We start from the raw sequence: 19581 nt of genomic DNA on the forward strand, positions 1-19581 counted from the left end.
TTTCCGAAAAACTGTTTATATCCTCAGGTAATGCAGTAGTGAGAGCTTGCCCAAATGTAAACTGTGGAAATAAAGGGGGACAGGCAAAATCCGGGGATGGCAAACATTTTAAAACATCATTTACCATTCAGCGCCCCACGAGCTTTATGTCGCTACTTAAAGTTTATAACCCCTCAGATTTTTATGACGCTATCGTATGCTCGCTCCTTTGAATACCTAAGTTTTTTACCTGTTGAACTATGCTGGCAGCATCAAAACCACATTCGGCCCAAAGCTCGGGTTGTTCACCGTGTTCCACAATCCTGTCTGGTATGCCTAAGCGTTTTACCTGGGTTTGCTGGTAGCCATTATCAGCCATAAATTCTAATACGGCAGTTCCCATTCCACCTTCAAGGCAGCCATCTTCAACGGTGATCACTTTATCAAACTTCTTGAATACTTCGTGCAGTAATGCCTCATCAAGTGGTTTTACAAAACGGAGGTCATAATGAGCAGGGAAATATCCTTCAGCGTTAAGTGCGGCAGTTGCTTTTACTACTTCGTTACCTATGGCTCCTATTGATAGTATAGCGAGGTCTTCCCCATCACATATCTTACGACCCTTACCAATGGGTATGGTTTTAAAAGGACGTTGCCAATCAACCATCACACCATTACCACGCGGGTACCTGATTACAAATGGGCCCATGTTATCCTGCTGGGCAGTAAACATCAGGTTGCGCAGTTCTTCTTCGTTCATAGGTGAGGATACCGTCATGTTAGGTATGCAGCGCATAAAAGCGATGTCATAAGCCCCATGATGGGTTGGTCCGTCGGCGCCTACTAAACCTGCACGGTCCAAACAAAATATTACATTAAGCTTTTGTATGGCCACGTCATGAATCACCTGGTCATACGCTCTTTGCATAAAGCTGGAGTATATGTTGCAAAATGGTATTAAACCCTGGGTAGCTAATCCTGCAGAAAACGTTACGGCATGCTGCTCGGCAATACCTACGTCAAACGCGCGGTTAGGCATGGCCTTCATCATCAGGTTTAAGGAACATCCCGATGGCATTGCAGGAGTGATACCCATAATTTTAGGGTTTTGCTCTGCCAGTTCAATGATAGAAATGCCAAATACATCCTGGTATTTAGGAGGCTGCGGTTTTTCGGATTTTGTTTTTTTGATTTCGCCGGTTATCTTATCAAACAAGCCTGGCGCATGCCATTTGGTCTGATCCTTTTCGGCAAGGGCATAGCCTTTACCTTTGGTAGTAACACAATGCAGTATTTTAGGACCGGGAATATCGCGCAGATCCTTTAAAACTTTTACCAGGTGGTTTACATCATGCCCATCTATCGGGCCAAAATATCTGAATTTTAAAGCTTCAAAAAAGTTACTACGTTTAAGCAGCGTACCTTTAATGCTTTTTTCTAATTTTTGGGCTATTTTGAAAGCATCCGGGCCTATGGCTGATAGTTTAGCCAGCACATGAGCAATATCATCCCTGAAACGATTGTACGGTTTTGAAGTAGCAATATCGGTAAGATATTCTTTCAAAGCACCCACATTAGGATCAATAGACATGTTATTGTCATTCAATATCACCAGCAGGTTTGAGTTTTCGATACCTGCATGGTTAAGTGCTTCAAAGGCCATTCCGGCGGTCATGGCGCCATCGCCAATTACGGCAACGTGCTGCCTGTCGGTTTCTCCTTTGTAGTGCGATGCAACGGCCATCCCCAAAGCAACAGATATAGAAGTAGAAGAGTGCCCAACGCCAAAAGTATCATATTCACTTTCAGATCGTTTGGGGAAACCGCTGATGCCTTTATAAATTCTGTTGGTATGGAACGCTTCGCGCCGGCCGGTTAATATTTTGTGGCCGTAGGCCTGGTGGCCTACATCCCAAACTAACTGATCATACGGGGTGTTTAAAACATATTGCAGAGCCACTGTAAGCTCAACAACACCCAGGCTGGCAGCAAAGTGACCACCGTTTACAGACACGACGTCAATAATATATTGGCGCAGCTCCTGGCAAACTTTTTCAAGTTGGTCTTCGTTAAGTTGCTTTAAATCAGATGGGTAATTTATATTCGATAATAAATCTCCGGCCGGTACCTGCATTGACATTTGTAAAGGTATTTTAACCTACAAAGTAAGTTAATTATTTATAAACAAAGGACATCAAAATGTATTAATTGTTTTTGAAGATAGTAAAAATAACGGAAACGAGGGGCAATACTCTGGAATCGAGCCGGAAGTTTAACGGGTACTGGCTAACAAATTATTCAAAAATCTTGACTCTTAATTCTTGATTCTTGACTCTCATCCCTATTTTTACAGCACAGATATGACCGACGACAGCTTTGCCATACGATTACCCCAGTTTGAAGGTCCGTTTGATCTGCTGCTGTTTTTTATCGAGCGTGATGAGCTTGATATTCACGATATTCCTATCGCCAAAATAGCCGACGATTTTCTGAACTACATTCACCAGATGACCAGCCTTAATATGGAACTGGCCAGTGAATTTATATTTGTTGCGGCAACACTGATGCGCATTAAGGCTAAAATGCTATTGCCCCGGTATGAAGCCGAAGCAGCCGGCGACGACACGGATACCAAGGAGAACCTGATCAGGAAGCTGATAGAATATAAAAAGTTTAAGGAGCTGTGCGACGAGCTGCGCCCCTATGAAGACGAGCGCTTTAAACAGGAAAAACGCGGCAATATTAAGCACGACCTGGAACAGGTTGAAAAAGTAGTTTTACCGGGCGAGGAACTATCAGAAATAACTTTGTATAAGTTGATGCTGGTGCATGATCGGCTGATGCGCAATTATCTTAACCGCAGCGAAGAAGTAAAGCACACGGTAGAACAATATCCCTACACTATTGAAAAGCAAAAGAAAGCGGTTGCCGATTTGCTTAAGATCAATAAAATGCTCGATTTTAAAGCCCTGGCAAAAGAATCAGACAACAAGGTGCACTTTGTATACAATTTTTTAGCAGTGTTAGAAATGCTGCAACAGGAACTTATTGATATACAAATAGGATTAGGATATAATAATTTCTGGATATCAAGTAAGGAAAGCTAAAGGCCAAAAGCAGAAGCCAAAAAGCTTTTAGATTAAAAAAGCCTATTTGGCAGATGGAAATTAAAGAGTTTATTTAAAAAGCTTTATGCTTTTGGCCTTTAGCTTTTGGCTTTTTATTAACTTAGCGCCGTTTAATTAAACACAATGAAAAGAGACAAAATAATATTTAAGCTTTTGGATGAAGAGCAGCAACGCCAGGAAGAGGGCATTGAACTTATAGCATCTGAAAATTTTGTAAGCAGGCAGGTAATGGAAGCAGCGGGCTCTGTTGCTACCAATAAATACGCTGAAGGTTTACCGGGCAAACGTTACTATGGCGGTTGCGAGGTAGTAGATGAAATTGAAACCATTGCTATTGAGCGTGCTAAACAGTTGTTTAATGCCGAGTGGGCAAACGTGCAGCCGCACTCTGGCGCACAAGCCAATGCGGCAGTAATGCTGGCTTGTTTGCAACCAGGCGATAAAATATTAGGATTTGATCTTTCACATGGTGGTCACTTAACACATGGTTCGCCGGTGAATTTTTCTGGTAAATTATATGAGCCGCATTTTTACGGTGTAGTAAAAGAGACTGGTTTAATTGACTATGAGCAACTTAAGAGAGTAGCATTAGAGCAAAAACCAAAATTGATCATTTGTGGTGCTTCTGCTTATTCGCGCGATTGGGATTATGAGTTTATACGTAAAGTGGCCGATGAAGTTGGTGCTTTGGTATTGGCTGATATCTCGCATCCATCTGGCCTTATTGCCCGTGGTTTGTTGAAAGATCCACTGCCGCATTGCCACATTGTTACTACAACTACCCATAAAACATTGCGTGGCCCACGTGGTGGTTTAATATTGTTAGGAAAAGATTTTGAAAATCCTTTCGGTGTAAAAACACCAAAAGGCGAAATCAGAATGATGTCATCATTGTTAGATATGGCTGTATTCCCTGGTACACAGGGAGGCCCGCTTGAGCATATCATTGCTGCTAAAGCAATTGCTTTTGGCGAAGCTTTGAGCGATAGCTACATGAAATACATTGTGCAGGTTAAAAAGAATGCCGAAGCTATGGCCGAAGCCTTTGTTGCGCGTGGATACCAGATCATATCGGGCGGTACAGATAATCACCTGATGTTGATTGATCTTCGTAATAAAAATATTACGGGTAAAGCTGCCGAAAACGCATTGGTTACTGCCGATATTACGGTTAATAAAAACATGGTTCCTTATGATGATAAATCGCCGTTTGTAACTTCAGGTATTCGTGTGGGTACTGCCGCCATCACTACCCGGGGCATGAAAGAAAAACAAATGGAAGTAATTGTGGAACTGATAGATGCAGTAATTTCAGACCCTGAAAATGAACATTCTATCAAGAAAATTCGTAAAAAGGTGCATAAGCTAATGTACGACTATCCGTTGTACCGCGAGAATGGCTCAGAATAAAGAATGATAAACAAGCAACATGGACTTTTAAACGATGAAGAAAGGCGCTTAGCGGCGCTGAAATCATACCATGTGCTTGATACGTTGCCCGAGAGGGAGTATGATGCCATAACCCGTTTGGCATCATATATATGTAATGTACCCATTGCCCTGATCACCTTAATTGATGCTGACAGGCAATGGTTCAAATCAAAATTTGGCACCGGCGAGGGAGAAACACCCCGCGCCGGTGCTTTTTGCAATAAAGCCATTTTAGATGATGGTATCCTTGAAGTAAATGATGCACTGGCGGATGATGATTTTAGGGATAATATATTTGTAACCAGTCAAAATGTTCGGTTCTATGCCGGCGCTCCCCTAATTGACCCCGATGGTTACCATTTGGGTACCCTTTGTGTTATTGATATGGTGCCACGTAAGCTCAGCGATGAGCAGCTGGATGCGCTGCGTACACTGACCGATGAGGTAATGTCGCACCTTACGCAGCGTAGGCAAAAGTTTGAGTTGGAGCAAAGCCTGGTACGTTATAAGGAGTTTTACGATTTGTTTGACAGCTCGCCTGATATTCATTGTATTATGGACAGGCATTTTAATATTGAACAGGTAAACCGCTCTGCAAAATCAATTTTAGGTTTTAGTCCGGAGGAAATAATAGGGCAGCCCATCTGGAACTATTTCCCGGAAGAAGAGAAGGTCAGATCATTAAAAATACTTAAAGAGGGTTTAAACAAGCAGCAACGTAAATTTGATATTGAAGCTGTTTTATTGACCCCTGCTGAAGATATAAAATGGATAAGCTGGTCGGTTACTTTTAGTGGGAATAAATGGTTTGCAAGCGGCCGTGATATAAGTTACCAGAAACGCATATCGCAGGAAGTGGAGCAACTGGCATTGGTTGCCAGCAAAGTAAGCAATGGTGTAGTAATAAGTAATGCTGCCGATGAGGTTGTTTGGGTGAATAATGCCTTTGAGCATATTACAGGTTTTAACTTTGCCGATGTTGAAAATAAATACCTTGGTACTTCACTTAAGGGGAAGTTGGTTGATCCTGCTGCCGAAGCAAAATTACAGGCTTCAATAAATAATAAACAATCATACGAGGCAGAGCTTCTAATAACTACCAAAAATGGTGAACTTTTATGGATAACCGTGGTAAATTCGGTTATACGCAACAGTGAAGATGAGGTTGATAAATTTATAAGGGTTATCATTGATATATCGGCCCGGAAAAAAATTGAACAGGATCTTGAAATCTTATCTTTCGCGGCCAGGAAATCGCCAAGCGGGATCTTTATCCGTGATATTGAGGGCCGTTTTTTATGGGCCAATGAAGCGCTGGAAGATGTTATTGGCTACTCCTTTGCCGAACTGGAGGGAAAAGCATTAGGCACTTCACTGTTAGGCGAAGACTCTGACCTTACCGTATTTGAAAGTGCGGTACAAGCCGTAAAGGAGAATAAGCCCTACGAGGTTGAAATTAAAGTTTATAAAAAAGACGGCACCCCAATATGGATCTTCTTATCCAATAGCCCGATATTTAATGAAGCCGGCAAGGTTGACAGGCAAATAGGGGTAATGGTTGATATAACCGAACGGAAAAAAAATGAAGCAGAAGTCACCCTGCTATCTTTAGTAGCAAGCAAGGCCACAAGCGGCATTGTAATAAATAATAGCGACGGTAAGGTTGAATGGGTAAATAAAGCCTTTGAGGGAATTACCGGCTACACTATCAATGACGTAAATGGTAACCACCTGGGCGATGTGCTAAAAGGGGCACTTACCGATGTGGCCATCATTCAACGTGCACGCGAGCTTTCAAAAAATAAGCAATCGTTTGAGATTGATCTACTTATCTATCGAAAAGACGGACAGCCCTTATGGGTTTCGGTTATCAATTCGGTGATATTGGACAGGCATGGTAAGGTTGATAAATATGTTGAGGTAATTATTGATATTACCGCCAAAAAGAAAGCCGAAATAGAACTCATTGCCGCCAAAGAGGAGGCATTGCAGCTGAGCAGGGCTAAAGATATGTTCATATCGGTAATGAGCCACGAAATCCGTACACCGTTAAACGCCGTAATTGGAATGTCGCACCTGTTAAGGGACGATGATCCGCGGGAGTCGCAAAAGGAAAACCTGGAAATATTGAGGTTCTCTGCAGAAAATTTATTGACACTCATAAATGACGTGCTGGACTTTGCAAAAATGGAGACGGGTAATGTGGAGCTTGAAAAAGTTAGGGTTGACATCCGCGAGCTGATACAAAGCGTTAGCAGCAGCCTGCAATATAAAGCTGCCGAAAAAAATATATACCTTAGCAAAACTGTAGAGGATGCTATACCGCAATTTATAATAGGTGATCGTACCCGTTTAAGTCAGATATTACTAAACCTTGTAAGTAATGCTGTTAAGTTTACAGATGAAGGTGGGGTAAATATAGATCTGAAGATTATCCAGGAAAGCGATAAAGATGTAAGGATCCGGTTTTCGATAACAGATACCGGGATTGGTATTGCGGCTGACAAAATAAATTTAATATTTGAACAGTTTAAGCAGGCAGATATTGACACCACGCGTAAATATGGGGGAACAGGTTTAGGATTGGCCATAAGCAAACGCCTTATCGAGCTGCACGATTCACGGATAAATGTGGATAGTGTACCCGGGCAAGGTTCAGTTTTTTGGTTTACGATAACCTTTAATAGAGCAGATAATCAATTGAAAAGCAATTATAATAACGTGGAAGAAGGACTGAAAATTAACATACTGGTGGTTGATGATAATCAGATAAATCGTTTGTTGATCAATAAGATACTGAAAAAGTGGGGCGCAGACGCAGATTTTGCCGAGAATGGCGTAGAAGCGATAAATAAAATAGAAGCTAATCAAAACTACAATGTGGTGCTGATGGATATTCACATGCCCGAAATGGGCGGATTGGAAGCTACCCAGGTGATTCGCTCAAATCCCGGATCGTATTTTCAGCAATTGCCTATAATAGCCCTAACAGCATCAATGCTTAGCAACCAAATGGGCGAAATAGACAATGCCGGTATGAACGATTATATCCTGAAACCATTTGACCCAAAAGTACTTTACGAAAAATTAAGCCGATATCAGCATCAGTAATTTGATGAGCAGATATGCGGATGTGCAAATTTCAGATGTGCAGATTAAGTTGCATAACGGGGAGTTGCTGAAACCATGTTTTTGAGTGGTAAAATCCTGAGAACACTGAAAGGGGAATGACGTTTTGAAAAGTTTGTCGTCCTGAACGCAGTGAAGGATCTAATCACAGACTTACAGGGCGAAGAGGCATGGCGAATAGCAGATCCTTCACTGCGTTCAGGATGACAATTTAAAAAAAAGCTACACCGCATACGCAATTGTAGCGATGCTCAATTTCAAACCCGGTACTTTTAGTAATTCAATTCCGCAAGCTTCGAGCGTTGATCCGGTAGTTACAATATCATCAACCAGTAAAATATGTTTGCCTTCCAGTTTTTGTGGTTTGCTAACGGTAAAAACCTCCTGCATGTTTTCAAACCTTGCAAAGCGCGATTTATGGGTTTGCGTGTCTGTTGCAACTACACGTACCAGGTTATCAATCTCAACGGTGGCATTTAATTTTTGAGCCAGTCCATCAGCAAAGCAGGCACTTTGATTGTAGCCGCGCATTTTGAGCCGTTTTTTATGTAGGGGTACCGGGATAATATAGTCTGCCGTATTAAATACAGGATTTTCTGCTAACTGGTTACCCGCTATATTTCCTAAAATATTACCTATTTGCTTCATCCCGCTGTATTTAAAATGATGCATCAGGTTTTGTACGTTGCCGCCTTTATTAAAAAAGTAAAGGGCATAAGCGGCCCCGATGTTTATTTTACCATAAAACTGCTGTGCAACAATATTATCCGGCTGGGTATGAAAATTGGTATAGGGTAAATTGTACCGGCAATCGGAGCATATGACATGCTCGTTGGACACCAGGCTGGCATTACAGGCAGCGCAAAGCTCAGGAAAAAGCAAGGCAACAAAATCGGCAAGGTAACCGCCCGGTAATTTCATGCCATTAATTTAAGGCAGATTTTTTAAACTTCGGCAACTTTTGCTTTTTCTTTGATAGCCAGCTGACCGCATGCCGCATCAATATCCTTACCCCGGCTGCGGCGTAAGTGCGTATTGATACCCTGTTTTATGAGATAATTGGCAAAAGCTTCTACTTTATCTTCGTCGGCATTAATAAAACTGGCAAATGAAATTGGGTTGTATTCAATAATATTCACCTTACAAGGCAGGTGTTTGCAAAATTTAGCAAGCTCCATGGCATCCTGTATATTATCATTAACCCCATCAAAAATGATGTACTCGTAAGTTACCGGGTTTTTGGTTTTGGCGTAATAATATTTCAGCGCTTCGGCCAGTGCCTTTAGTGAGTTTTGCTCGTTTATAGGCATTATGGTATTACGCTTTTCGTCGTTAGCGGCATGTAAGGACAGGGCCAGGTTGAATTTTACTTCATCATCACCCAGCTTTTTAATCATTTTGGCAATACCTGCAGTTGATACCGTTATCCTCTTTGGCGACATATTAAGGCCATCCTCGGCCGTAATGCGCTCTATAGAGTCCATTACATTTTTGTAATTAAGCAGGGGTTCGCCCATGCCCATGTATACAATGTTTGATAATGGGATGCCATAGTTTTCGCGGGCCTGCCGGTCTATAAGTACTACCTGATCGTAAATTTCATCGGGATTCAGATTTCTTTTACGTTCCATATATCCTGTTGCACAAAACTTGCAAGTGAGGCTACAGCCCACCTGAGACGACACGCAAGCCGTCATTCTGCCCGGAGTTGGAATTAAAACGCCCTCAATTAGATGAGTATCATGTAAAATAAAAGAATTTTTTATAGTTTTATCAGCACTAATCTGTGATGTATTAATTTTAACATTGTTGATAACAAAGTTATCATCCAGCTTAGTGCGCAGTTCTTTTGAAATATTGCTCATCTCGTTAAAAGAAAAGCACGATTTTTTCCAAAGCCATTCATATACTTGCTTAGCCCTGAAGCTTTTTTCCTCCATACGGATAAAATGCTCCTGTAAGGCTTTCAAACTCAGGCTTCGGATATCAATTTTACCTTTTGTATTGTTCACATTGCAAAAGTACTTAAATTTAAAAAAATCTGTCTTTTTTTAAAGTCATTCTTTTTTGTAGAATAAAAAACAATAATTAAAAGTTAATTGTAGATATTCTATACAGGGATTGGTTTAATGAAACGGTATGAGTGAGTTACCAAGTTTAAATTTGAATGAAAAGTTTTAGAGCCGATTACGTTTTTCCCGTTTATGCCGATCCTGTTAAGAATGGAATTGTCACTGTTGATGATCTGGGTAAGATCATTTCAGTTACAGATTACCACAACCCTCCAGATGGCCCCATTGAACAACTGAGTGGTATTATTTGCCCCGGATTTGTTAACACCCACTGTCATACAGAATTATCGCATTTAAAAGAGAAAATAAAACCCGGCAACGGATTGGTTTCTTTTATTAAAGATATTCAGTCCTTTAGAAACTCTGACCCAAAATTGGTTGAGGATGCCATCGAATTGGCTGATAAGGAGATGTATGATAATGGTATTGTTGCCGTTGGTGATATATCCAATGCCAACTTCAGCATTCCAATGAAGGCTAAAAGTAAGTTGTACTATCATACTTTTGTAGAAGCCTTTGGCTTTTTACCTCAAAATGCCGAGGATGTGTTTAATAAGGCGCTGGCTTTGCTTAATGAGTTTAAGCCAATGCCGAGTTCAATCACGCCGCATGCGCCTTATTCGGTATCAAAAGATCTGTTTAAGCTAATTAAGAAATATTGCGAAGACGGCCAGAACCTCATTAGCATCCATAACCAGGAAACAGAGGACGAAAACAAGTTTTACCGCTATAAACTTGGGGGCTTCCTTGATCTTTATGAGCATTTTGGTATTGATATCAGTTACTTTAAGCCCCAGGCACGTAACTCTATGCAATCCATCATTCCGCTGTTAACCAATAAGCAAAATATATTGCTGGTTCATAATACTTGTACCAATTTAAAGGATATTTACTTCATTAAACGTTTCGATCGTAAAATAAACTGGTGCTTTTGCCCCAATGCCAATTTATATATAGAGGGAAAATTGCCCAAAATTGAACTTTTTGTTGACCAGGGCTTTAACATTACATTAGGTACCGATAGCCTGGCATCAAACAAGAGCCTTTGTATCCTTAGCGAAATGCGTACTATTCAAAAGAAATTTCCGGCAATAAGTACCCAGCGGTTAATTGAATGGGGCACACTTAACGGCGCGGAGTTTTTGGGTATTGATGAGGACAAAGGCTCATTACAACCTGGTAAAACACCAGGCCTTAATTTAATAACAGGTTTAGATGGGTTGAAATTAACGCCGGAATCAAAAGTTAAAAAATTAATTTAGATTAGTGATGAATGGTTGATGGAGTTAAATTATGTAGATTAATTTAGATTAAGTTAATTTGCGTTTGATAGAAACATTAGATAGTTGATTGGGTGATTTAAAAAAAACTACTCCCCCAATCAACTACTCACCACTCACTAAATATGAAACATCTTAATATCACAGTTAAAGGCACAGTTCAAGGCGTTATGTACCGCAAAGCAACCAAGGCGGTGGCCGATCAGCTGGGGGTGAGGGGCTTTGTGAAAAATGAACCCAACGGAGATGTTTACATTGAAGCTGAAGCGGATAATACCATTATGGAAATGTTTATAGATTGGTGTAACGAAGGCCCCGAAGATGCCGAGGTCACATCAATTGAAACCCATGAGGGCGAATTAAAAAACTATCGTAATTTTGAGGTTGTAAAAAAGCGCTTATAAATAGGATAAGGTCCCGAATTAATTACAACTAACATCACCATTGTCAACAGCTAAAAAATTTGCCGGGCAAACAGCCGTATACGGATTAAGTACTATTGCCGGCCGTGTGCTTGGCTTTTTTCTTACCCCTATTTATACCCGGGCTTATTCAACCGGAGTTTATGGAATATTAACCACCATGTTTGGCTGGGTTTCTATCCTGAATGCCGTGATGTCTTTCGGTATGGAGACAACCTATTTCAGGTATTTGAATAAATATCCCGACAATAAAAAGCGGGTTTATAACAATTCATTTATAGCTGTTTTTGTAATAACGCTATTCTTTTTATTGGTTACCCTCCCTTTCCTTAATTTTATTACAGGCTTTATACAAGTAGGTAATTCAACAAGCCATAACGATTTCCTGCTGTTCATTAAAACGTTTATAGCTATACTGGTGATAGATGCCTGGTGTGTGGTACCCTTTGCCAAGATCCGTGCAGACGGGCGGCCGGGGAAATACGGTACTATCAAATTTCTTAATGTTATAATTTTCATTACGCTTAACTTAACTTTTATTTGGGTTATTCCTTATTGGCTAAATCATCATTTTATTGGTGCCGATTGGATAAGCCATTGGTATATAAAAGGATGGGTAGGCTATGTTTTTGTATCAAACCTGGTATCAAGTATTGCCACGCTTTTTATGTTGCTGCCCGAGTTTTTAAAACTCGGACTCGACTTTGATAAAAAGATGTTCGGCGAAATGTTTAAATACAGTTGGCCCATTCTTATTGCAAACTTGTCGTTCCTGGTTAATGAAAATCTTGATAAAATACTCTTAGGTAAATTGCTTCCACAAAATATAAGTGTGAGTGAAGTAGGTATTTATGCGGCATGTGCTAAAATATCATTGTTCCTAAGCATTTTTGTGCAGGCATTCCGGCTGGGTGCCGAGCCATTCTTTTTTAGTCACGCCAAAAGCAAAAATGCAGGGCAAACCTATGCCCGCATTATGGATTATTTTGTGATAGCCGTGTGCGTAATATTTGTAGCACTTATAGCCAATATTGAAATATTAAAGTATTTTGTTAGAGGCAAAGACCATGCGCAAACAGCATTATACTGGACGGGGCTTAAGGTTGTACCACCGCTGGTTTTTGGCTACGTGAGTTTAGGCATCTATATGAACCTTTCGGTATGGTATAAGCTATCTGATCAAACTAAGTATGGTTTATACATATCCGGTGTCGGAGCTATACTTACCATTGTTTTGAACGTGGTGTTTATACCTAAATACAGTTATGTAGCATCCGCATGGATCTCTTTTGCAGCCTATACAAGCATGATGATTCTCTCCTATATATGGGGGCAAAAAAATTACCCTATTCCATACAATATTAAAAAGAACATGGCTTATATTGTCGCATCAGTTATACTCGTTTATATATCGTTCACTATATTTAAACGCAATATATTTGTGGGTAACGCTTTACTGATATTATTTGCAGGCACAGCATTTTACTTAGAGCGCAAATCACTTTTAGCAATTTTTAAAAAATAATGACCATACGTATAATTAACAGATCAAAAAATAGTTTACCTGCTTATGAAACTGCTCATGCAGCAGGTATGGATCTGCGGGCCAGTGTTGAGGAAACTATTCAGCTTAAACCAATGGAGCGTAAACTGGTGCCAACCGGTTTGCATATTGAACTTCCTGTTGGTTTTGAAGCGCAGATACGACCAAGAAGCGGCCTGGCTTTTAAGCATGGTATTGGTATAGTAAATTCGCCTGGAACTATTGATGCCGATTACAGGGGCGAGATAAAGGTGCTGCTGATTAACCTCGGTGCCGATGTGTTTGAGATTAACAACGGCGATAGGATAGCCCAGATGGTGGTAGCTAAACACGAAACTGTAAACTGGAACGAGGTAGAGGTACTAAACGATACCTCTCGCGGCGAAGGCGGATTTGGACACACTGCAGTAAAATAGAATAGATAGATTACAGCCTTTAAATCAAAAGATTTAGGTAAATTTAAGTATGAAGGATCAGGGATTAAGATATAGCAATACAAGGAACAGGAAGCTTAGCCGGCAAATTGCGGTTTTCTTGTGTCTTGTTTCCTGCCTTTTGTCGCTTAAAACAAATGCTCAAAAGCAAACTGTTTCCAAAACTATGAGCTCGCTTGATAGTATGGATGTTAAACAGTTGTTCTTCTCGGCCCTGCGCGAAAAAACGGTTGAAAATCTGAAACATGCGTCAGAATTGTTTGAGCGGGTAATTCAAGCCGATCCTTTAAATGACGCGTCGCTTTATGAATTGGCAAATCTTAAAAAAATACAAAATGATTATGCCGGCGCGCAGCCACTGCTTGAGCGGGCCGTTGCAGTTAAACCCAATAATGAGTGGTACTGGGCAGCACTTGCGGATAGTTACGAAAAGAGTAACAATATTAACAAGCTGGAAAATGTATTTAACCAGCTTATCCGTATTAACCCCAACAAAACAGAGTATTATTATGATAAGGCAAATGCCTATCTAATACTAAAAAGATACGATGACGCACTGAAGGTTTATGATGAGGTGGAGCAAATTTCCGGCCCTACTGATGATCTGTTGACCAACCGTCAAAAAATTTATCTTAAACAAGGTAAAGTTGATAGGGCTGCCGCCGATATTGAAAAGGCCATAGCTGCAAATCCGGGTCAGATACGTTATTACCTGCTGCTATCAGAAATATATAATTCAAACGGCTTAAGTGATAAAGCGTTAGCCGTTTTGCTGAAGGCCGAAAAGCTGGATGCCAGTAATGGCATGGTTCACCTTGCTCTTGCCGATATCTATCGGGACAAAAAAAATAACGATGCAAGTTTTAATGAGCTTACGTTGGCCTTTGCAATACCTGATATTAACATCGATCAAAAAATAAGGATCATTGCCGGTTATTACCCCAAATTTCCGGAGCCCAATGCCAAAGCCAGCGCACTTGAATTAAGCAGGATATTAACAGTTGCCCACAAAAATGATAGTAAGGCTTTTGCCATGTACGGCGATATGCTGCTGCAAAACGAAAAGTTGAAGGATGGAAAAGCGGCTTACAAAAAATCAATTGAACTTGATGGGCAGGCATATGCTGTACATGAGCAGTTGGTGCGCATTGAATTAAGTCAAAACGATTTGGACGGCGCCATTAAGGACGGCGAAAATGCTTTGTCGTTGTTCCCGAATCAGGCATGGATGAACTACCTGGTGGGAGTGGCCTGGGCGCAAAAGAAAAATTTTAACAAGGCGCTGGGTTACGTTAAAAATGCAACTTCATTAGAAATTCAGGATAAGGAATTACTTTCGCTTAGTTTTTCTTTATTAGGAGACTGTTATCACGACTTGAAAAACAATAAAAGTTCTGATGATGCTTATGATAAAGCTTTGGCTGTTAATCCCGATAATGCGTATACCTTAAACAATTATGCCTATTATTTATCGTTAAGAAATGAGGGCTTAGATAAAGCGGCGCAGATGTCGGCACGATCAAATCAGTTGCAGCCTAATACAGCATCGTTTGAAGATACCTATGCATGGATACTGTTTATGCAAAAGAAATATTCTGACGCTAAATTGTGGATGGAGAAGGCATTAGCACACGATAAAGATAATAGTGCAGTTAAATATGAACATTACGGCGATATTTTGTTTTACATTGGTAACACGGATGGGGCCGTACAAAACTGGAAAAAAGCCAGGGGCTATGGAGAGCAATCCCCGGTTTTAGAGCGTAAAATAAATGAAAAGAAATATATTGAATAAATTACTGGTTGTTTGCTGCTTACTTGCAATGGTAAGTTGTAAAGCCCGTAAACAGGTTTTAGTTGCCCGTAAAGTCGATTCGGTTGTGAAACCGGTAGATGATAAGGCTACCAAACTTGCAGCCATAAGGGCTCAGCAGTTAAATTTTAACACTTTTGCAGCAAAAGCCAAAACCAATCTTGATATTAATGGCAACAGCAATGATGTAACACTGAACATCCGCATCAGTAAGGATAAAAAAATATGGGTATCTATTACAGCTATATTGGGTGTGGAAGTTGCCCGCGTAATTATTACCCCGGATAGTATATTGCTCATTAACCGCTTAGAAGGTGTATACCTTAAAAAGCCTTTTAGCTATGTATACGCCTACGCAAGTAAGCAGGTTAACTACAAAACGCTTGAATCATTATTGGTAGGGAATGCCATTCCTGAATTGCTTAACGAGAAAACAGATATTACATCCATTATAGGAAGTACCACATTGAGCGGCGATCTGGAGGACCTGGTTTATAAATTGATCATTGGCGCCGATAATAAGGTTACACAAACAAACCTTGATAACCAAAGCCAGGGGCAATCATTACAAGTGGCCAACAATACCTTTATACAAGCCAATAACCGTATCCTGCCATCGCAAATAAATATTGCATCAGTAGTAAAAGATAAAAAAATACACGTAAACCTGCATTATACAAAGGTTGATTTTGATCAGCAACTGGAATATCCATTTAGTATTCCAGACAGGTATGAGCCGGCCAAATAATTCCTATTTTTGTTTGATGAAATTTTTAAAAGCAGTTCTCTTTATTGTAGCAGTATTTATAGCGGTTAACGCCCATGCTCAAAGCAGTCAGGAATTAAAGCGCAGGCGTGATAAATTATCTGAAGAGCTTGAGCAGCTAAATAAGGATTACCAGGAAACTTCAAGCAATAAAAGGGCTACTTTAAAACAATTAAGTCTTTTAAAAGCGCAGATCAATCTTCGCGAAGAAAAGATCAATATCATTAATTCCGAAGTAAGAAATTTAGATAATCAAATCTCTGAGAGTAATAATACCGTACATAGCTTACAAAGCCAGCTCGATCAGTTAAAAAAGGAGTATGCGGCGATGGTGCTCTTTGCTTATCGCAATCAAAGCGCCTATAATAAGCTGATGTTTATTTTTGCTTCTAAAGATTTTAACCAGGCCTATAAACGTTTAAAGTATTTACAACAGTTTGGTACTTACCGCGAGCGGCAGGCCGGTTACATACAGGGTACGCAAAAAGAGCTGCATGTAAAAATAAATGAGCTTGATAGAACCAAGCAAGAGAAAAGCACTTTGCTGGTAGATCAGCAAAAAGAAAAAGAAACCCTGGGTAAAGAAAAGAATAGCCAGGTAAAAGTGGTAAAAGATCTTTCGCAGCACGAAGGGCAGCTAAAACAACAGCAGCGCGATGTGCAGAATAAAATTGCTAAAACCAACAGAGAAATTGGGGCAGCTATACGCAGGGAAATTGAAGAAGCCCAGCGTAAGGCCGAAGCAGAGGCTAAAGAAGCGGCAAGGATAGCCGCAGCCAAGGCAAAAGCCGAGAACAGACCCGCGCCGGTAGTTGCTAAACCAGTAGTGCGCACCAGTTCAAGCTATTTGAATGCAACGCCAGAGGCGGCTAAGCTTTCAAATGACTTTTTGGGTAACAAAGGCAGGTTGCCATGGCCGGTTGCTAATGGAATTATAACCCAGGGATTTGGGGTGTATACCTCTGAAGGTATCAGGAGTGAAAATACGGGCGTTGATATCCGTACCAATGCAGGAGGCACAGTGAGGGCCGTTTTTGATGGCGAGGTGATTAGGGTAGTTGACGTGAGTGGTACCTATTTGGTGATGATAAAACATGGGGAGTACTTTACGGTGTACGGTAACCTTCGGTCGGTAAGTGTGGCACGGGGGCAAAAGGTGAATACCAAACAAGCTATAGGCGTTGTTGCTACCGATCCTTCAACCGGCGAAACAGAGGTTAACTTTGATGTTTATAAGGTGAAGGAACCGATGAATCCTAAATTATGGCTGGCGCCTAATTAGTTGTGATATATAAGAAATTTAAATTGTTTATATTTGTAACCTAAAAAAAATGCTATGTTAAGTACAATTTTTTTATTTTTAAATATTGGTACTGGCGAAATGGTACTGATACTTTTTGCAGCATTAATGCTTTTTGGAGGCGAAAAACTTCCTGGTATGGCGCGTACACTTGGTAAAGGGATCCGTGATTTTAAAGACGCTTCAGAGGATGTTAAAAGAGAAATTAACAACCAGATAAATAGTTTTAGCGAAAAAAGCGAAACAACCACTACAACACCTGTAGTTGAAGAGCATCCAAAACCGCTTATTGAAGAATATTCAACTGATGAAACGCCGGTTGCCGAAAGTATAGATCATCATCCCAACCCGGTTATTGCCGAAAATAAAGTACCACATGCAATCCCCGTTTCGGATATTCACGTAAGTACGGAGGAAGAACCGGTTGTTGAATCAAGGATCGACCTTAACAAACATTAATAATAAAGCTGCTACAGCACAAAAGGAATTCTATCATAACAATAATATTAATTTATATAAAACTTAAAAATTATGGGTTTAGGGGCACCAGAAATTATTCTGATCATCATGGCAATACTCTTACTGTTTGGAGGTAAAAAAATACCCGAACTAATGAGAGGTTTAGGAAAAGGCGTTAAAGAATTTAAAGACGCTCAAAACCAAGACGGCAGCACAGAAGAAAAACCTAAAGTTTAATACTTTAAGGTTTAGCTGTTTACCGCTTTATTTACAATATAAACTTATCCGTTGAAATAATTTCTTATTTCAACGGATAAGTTTTTTTATTTTAGCCCCATGGCTAAATTTTATTCCTCTTTAACCGAAATAAAGAGCGGGTTGCAATCTGGGGAAATTACGGTTCTTGATCTTGTTAAAAACTATTTGAATGAGATCAAAAAGAACGCCCATTTAAATGCTTTTAATGAAGTGTTTGAAAATGAAGCATTAAGCAATGCTAAAAATGTTGACGAACGCTTAAAAAATGGTACTGCCGGTAAGCTCGCCGGTATGGTTATCGCTATTAAAGATAATATTTGCTATAAAGGGCACCAGGTAACTGCGTCATCTAAAATTCTTAAAGGGTTTACTTCCATATATTCATCAACCATAGTTGAGCGCCTGCTTGCGCAGGATGCCATAATAATAGGCCGCTGTAATTGCGATGAGTTTGCCATGGGCGGCTCCAACGAAAATTCCCACTACGGGCCGGTAAAAAATTATGCCGATCAAAAAAGGGTGTCGGGCGGTTCTTCCGGTGGTTCGGCAGTTGCAGTGCAGGCCAATATGTGCCATGCGGCAATTGGTACCGATACGGGGGGCTCCGTAAGGCAACCAGCATCATTTTGTGGTGTAATTGGGTTTAAGCCTACTTATGGTCGTATTTCCAGGCATGGCATTATTGCCTATGCTTCATCATTTGATCAGGTTGGTCCTTTTACCCGCTCTGTTGAGGATGCTGCTTTGTTGTATGAGGTTATGGCTGGTCCGGATGCGTATGACAATACTTTAATACAGCAACCTGTATCGTCCTTCGCCATTAGCACGCAAGAACCAACAAAGAAAAAGATAGCCTATTTGCAGGAAGCTTTATCAAGCCCCGGCGTTGATGGCGAAGTAAAGGATGTGCTGGTAAACTATATTGATAAGTTACGTGCAGAGGGGCATACCGTAAAGCCTATTGCGTTTGAACAATTGGATTACCTGGTACCAACCTATTATATACTGGCAACAGCCGAAGCTTCATCAAACCTTGCCCGGTATGATGGTGTGCACTATGGTTACCGCAGCCCGGCGGCTGATGACTTGCAATCAACCTATAAAAGGTCACGATCTGAAGGGTTTGGTAAAGAGGTAAAGCGCCGCATTATGCTGGGTACATTTGTTTTAAGCGCCGGCTATTATGACGCGTACTATGCCAAAGCTCAAAAAGTACGCCGCCTGATAAGGGAAAAAACAAACCAGATTTTGGATGAATATGATTTTATACTGATACCAACCGCTCCAGAACCTGCTTATCTAATAGGTAAAGAAGAAAAAGATCCGGTTGTAACGTATCTTTCTGATATTTTTACCGTACAAGCATCATTAAGCGGAGTACCCGCTATATCCTTACCGGCCGGCAATAATAGCCAGGGTTTGCCGTTAGGATTACAATTGCTGGCTAAAAATTTTAACGAACAAGAACTGTTAGATTTTTCTGAATATTTCCTAAAACTATAAAAATTTAATATTTTAGGAGAATTATCTGGTGCGGGAAGCATCATCACTTAATCAAATCCAACGA

16 protein-coding genes are annotated in these 19581 nt (G+C 40.5%); 13 read left to right on the plus strand and 3 right to left on the minus strand.

Annotated elements, in window-relative coordinates; translation table 11 throughout:
- Window positions 1-181: 181 nt before the first annotated feature.
- Window positions 182-2113, minus strand: coding sequence for a 1-deoxy-D-xylulose-5-phosphate synthase (gene dxs / locus AC1D0K_RS08645; protein ID WP_295721399.1), 1932 nt, complete (start codon window positions 2111-2113; stop codon window positions 182-184).
- A 226-nt stretch (window positions 2114-2339) separates the two neighbouring features.
- Here dxs and AC1D0K_RS08650 point away from each other — a divergent pair, with 226 nt between their 5' ends.
- The 3 genes from AC1D0K_RS08650 (at window position 2340) to AC1D0K_RS08660 (ending at window position 7649) form a co-directional block, all read left to right on the plus strand.
- A complete protein-coding gene (locus AC1D0K_RS08650) occupies window positions 2340-3086 on the plus strand; it encodes a segregation and condensation protein A (protein ID WP_477391701.1) in 747 nt (248 codons plus the stop codon).
- A gap of 144 nt (window positions 3087-3230) precedes the next feature.
- A complete protein-coding gene (gene glyA / locus AC1D0K_RS08655) occupies window positions 3231-4517 on the plus strand; it encodes a serine hydroxymethyltransferase (RefSeq protein WP_477391700.1) in 1287 nt (428 codons plus the stop codon).
- A 3-nt stretch (window positions 4518-4520) separates the two neighbouring features.
- Window positions 4521-7649, plus strand: a complete 3129-nt coding sequence (locus AC1D0K_RS08660) for a PAS domain S-box protein (RefSeq protein WP_477391699.1) — start codon at window positions 4521-4523, stop codon at window positions 7647-7649.
- 240 nt (window positions 7650-7889) lie between these two features.
- On the opposite strand, the gene AC1D0K_RS08665 is transcribed toward AC1D0K_RS08660, so the two are convergent.
- Both AC1D0K_RS08665 and rlmN read right to left on the minus strand, forming a co-directional pair.
- Window positions 7890-8588, minus strand: coding sequence for a ComF family protein (locus AC1D0K_RS08665; RefSeq protein WP_477391698.1), 699 nt, complete (start codon window positions 8586-8588; stop codon window positions 7890-7892).
- A 23-nt stretch (window positions 8589-8611) separates the two neighbouring features.
- Window positions 8612-9679 (minus strand): dual-specificity RNA methyltransferase RlmN, encoded by a 1068-nt coding sequence (rlmN, locus tag AC1D0K_RS08670; protein WP_295721321.1) that lies wholly within the window; start codon window positions 9677-9679, stop codon window positions 8612-8614.
- Between the two features lie 155 nt (window positions 9680-9834).
- Between rlmN and AC1D0K_RS08675 the strand changes: the two genes are divergently transcribed.
- The 10 genes from AC1D0K_RS08675 (at window position 9835) to gatA (ending at window position 19517) form a co-directional block, all read left to right on the plus strand.
- A complete protein-coding gene (locus AC1D0K_RS08675; RefSeq protein WP_477391697.1) occupies window positions 9835-11001 on the plus strand; it encodes an amidohydrolase family protein in 1167 nt (388 codons plus the stop codon).
- Between the two features lie 143 nt (window positions 11002-11144).
- A complete protein-coding gene (locus AC1D0K_RS08680; protein WP_295721326.1) occupies window positions 11145-11423 on the plus strand; it encodes an acylphosphatase in 279 nt (92 codons plus the stop codon).
- A gap of 40 nt (window positions 11424-11463) precedes the next feature.
- Window positions 11464-12966 (plus strand): oligosaccharide flippase family protein, encoded by a 1503-nt coding sequence (locus AC1D0K_RS08685; RefSeq protein ID WP_477391696.1) that lies wholly within the window; start codon window positions 11464-11466, stop codon window positions 12964-12966.
- The gene (gene dut, locus AC1D0K_RS08690) at window positions 12966-13400 is read left to right on the plus strand and encodes a dUTP diphosphatase (RefSeq protein WP_477391695.1); all 435 of its coding nucleotides are present in this window, start codon (window positions 12966-12968) and stop codon (window positions 13398-13400) included. The genes AC1D0K_RS08685 and dut overlap by 1 nt, the downstream gene beginning before the upstream one ends.
- Window positions 13401-13584: 184 nt before the next feature.
- Window positions 13585-15213, plus strand: coding sequence for a tetratricopeptide repeat protein (locus tag AC1D0K_RS08695; RefSeq protein ID WP_477391694.1), 1629 nt, complete (start codon window positions 13585-13587; stop codon window positions 15211-15213).
- Window positions 15191-15979, plus strand: a complete 789-nt coding sequence (gene lolB1 / locus AC1D0K_RS08700) for a lipoprotein insertase outer membrane protein LolB1 (protein ID WP_295721335.1) — start codon at window positions 15191-15193, stop codon at window positions 15977-15979. The genes AC1D0K_RS08695 and lolB1 overlap by 23 nt, the downstream gene beginning before the upstream one ends.
- A gap of 16 nt (window positions 15980-15995) precedes the next feature.
- Window positions 15996-17279, plus strand: a complete 1284-nt coding sequence (locus AC1D0K_RS08705) for a murein hydrolase activator EnvC family protein (RefSeq protein ID WP_295721337.1) — start codon at window positions 15996-15998, stop codon at window positions 17277-17279.
- Window positions 17280-17333: 54 nt separating this feature from the next.
- Window positions 17334-17756 (plus strand): Sec-independent protein translocase subunit TatA/TatB, encoded by a 423-nt coding sequence (locus tag AC1D0K_RS08710; protein ID WP_295721339.1) that lies wholly within the window; start codon window positions 17334-17336, stop codon window positions 17754-17756.
- A gap of 72 nt (window positions 17757-17828) precedes the next feature.
- Window positions 17829-17993, plus strand: coding sequence for a twin-arginine translocase TatA/TatE family subunit (tatA, locus tag AC1D0K_RS08715; protein ID WP_295721341.1), 165 nt, complete (start codon window positions 17829-17831; stop codon window positions 17991-17993).
- Between the two features lie 99 nt (window positions 17994-18092).
- Window positions 18093-19517, plus strand: coding sequence for an Asp-tRNA(Asn)/Glu-tRNA(Gln) amidotransferase subunit GatA (gatA, locus tag AC1D0K_RS08720; protein ID WP_477391932.1), 1425 nt, complete (start codon window positions 18093-18095; stop codon window positions 19515-19517).
- Window positions 19518-19581 lie beyond the last annotated feature (64 nt).

The sequence above is a fragment of the Mucilaginibacter sp. P1_A3 genome (genome assembly GCF_056406855.1).

Bases quoted from the DNA above. Each gene is read 5' to 3' on its own strand.
- dxs (WP_295721399.1), bottom strand. From the start codon at position 2,113: ATGCAGGTACCGGCCGGAGATTTATTATCGAATATAAATTACCCATCT.
- AC1D0K_RS08695 (WP_477391694.1), top strand. From the start codon at position 13,585: ATGAGCTCGCTTGATAGTATGGATGTTAAACAGTTGTTCTTCTCGGCC.
- dut (WP_477391695.1), top strand. From the start codon at position 12,966: ATGACCATACGTATAATTAACAGATCAAAAAATAGTTTACCTGCTTAT.
- AC1D0K_RS08675 (WP_477391697.1), top strand. From the start codon at position 9,835: ATGAAAAGTTTTAGAGCCGATTACGTTTTTCCCGTTTATGCCGATCCT.
- gatA (WP_477391932.1), top strand. From the start codon at position 18,093: ATGGCTAAATTTTATTCCTCTTTAACCGAAATAAAGAGCGGGTTGCAA.
- AC1D0K_RS08705 (WP_295721337.1), top strand. From the start codon at position 15,996: ATGAAATTTTTAAAAGCAGTTCTCTTTATTGTAGCAGTATTTATAGCG.
- tatA (WP_295721341.1), top strand. From the start codon at position 17,829: ATGGGTTTAGGGGCACCAGAAATTATTCTGATCATCATGGCAATACTC.
- AC1D0K_RS08660 (WP_477391699.1), top strand. From the start codon at position 4,521: ATGATAAACAAGCAACATGGACTTTTAAACGATGAAGAAAGGCGCTTA.
- AC1D0K_RS08710 (WP_295721339.1), top strand. From the start codon at position 17,334: ATGTTAAGTACAATTTTTTTATTTTTAAATATTGGTACTGGCGAAATG.
- lolB1 (WP_295721335.1), top strand. From the start codon at position 15,191: ATGAAAAGAAATATATTGAATAAATTACTGGTTGTTTGCTGCTTACTT.
- AC1D0K_RS08650 (WP_477391701.1), top strand. From the start codon at position 2,340: ATGACCGACGACAGCTTTGCCATACGATTACCCCAGTTTGAAGGTCCG.
- glyA (WP_477391700.1), top strand. From the start codon at position 3,231: ATGAAAAGAGACAAAATAATATTTAAGCTTTTGGATGAAGAGCAGCAA.
- AC1D0K_RS08680 (WP_295721326.1), top strand. From the start codon at position 11,145: ATGAAACATCTTAATATCACAGTTAAAGGCACAGTTCAAGGCGTTATG.
- AC1D0K_RS08665 (WP_477391698.1), bottom strand. From the start codon at position 8,588: ATGAAATTACCGGGCGGTTACCTTGCCGATTTTGTTGCCTTGCTTTTT.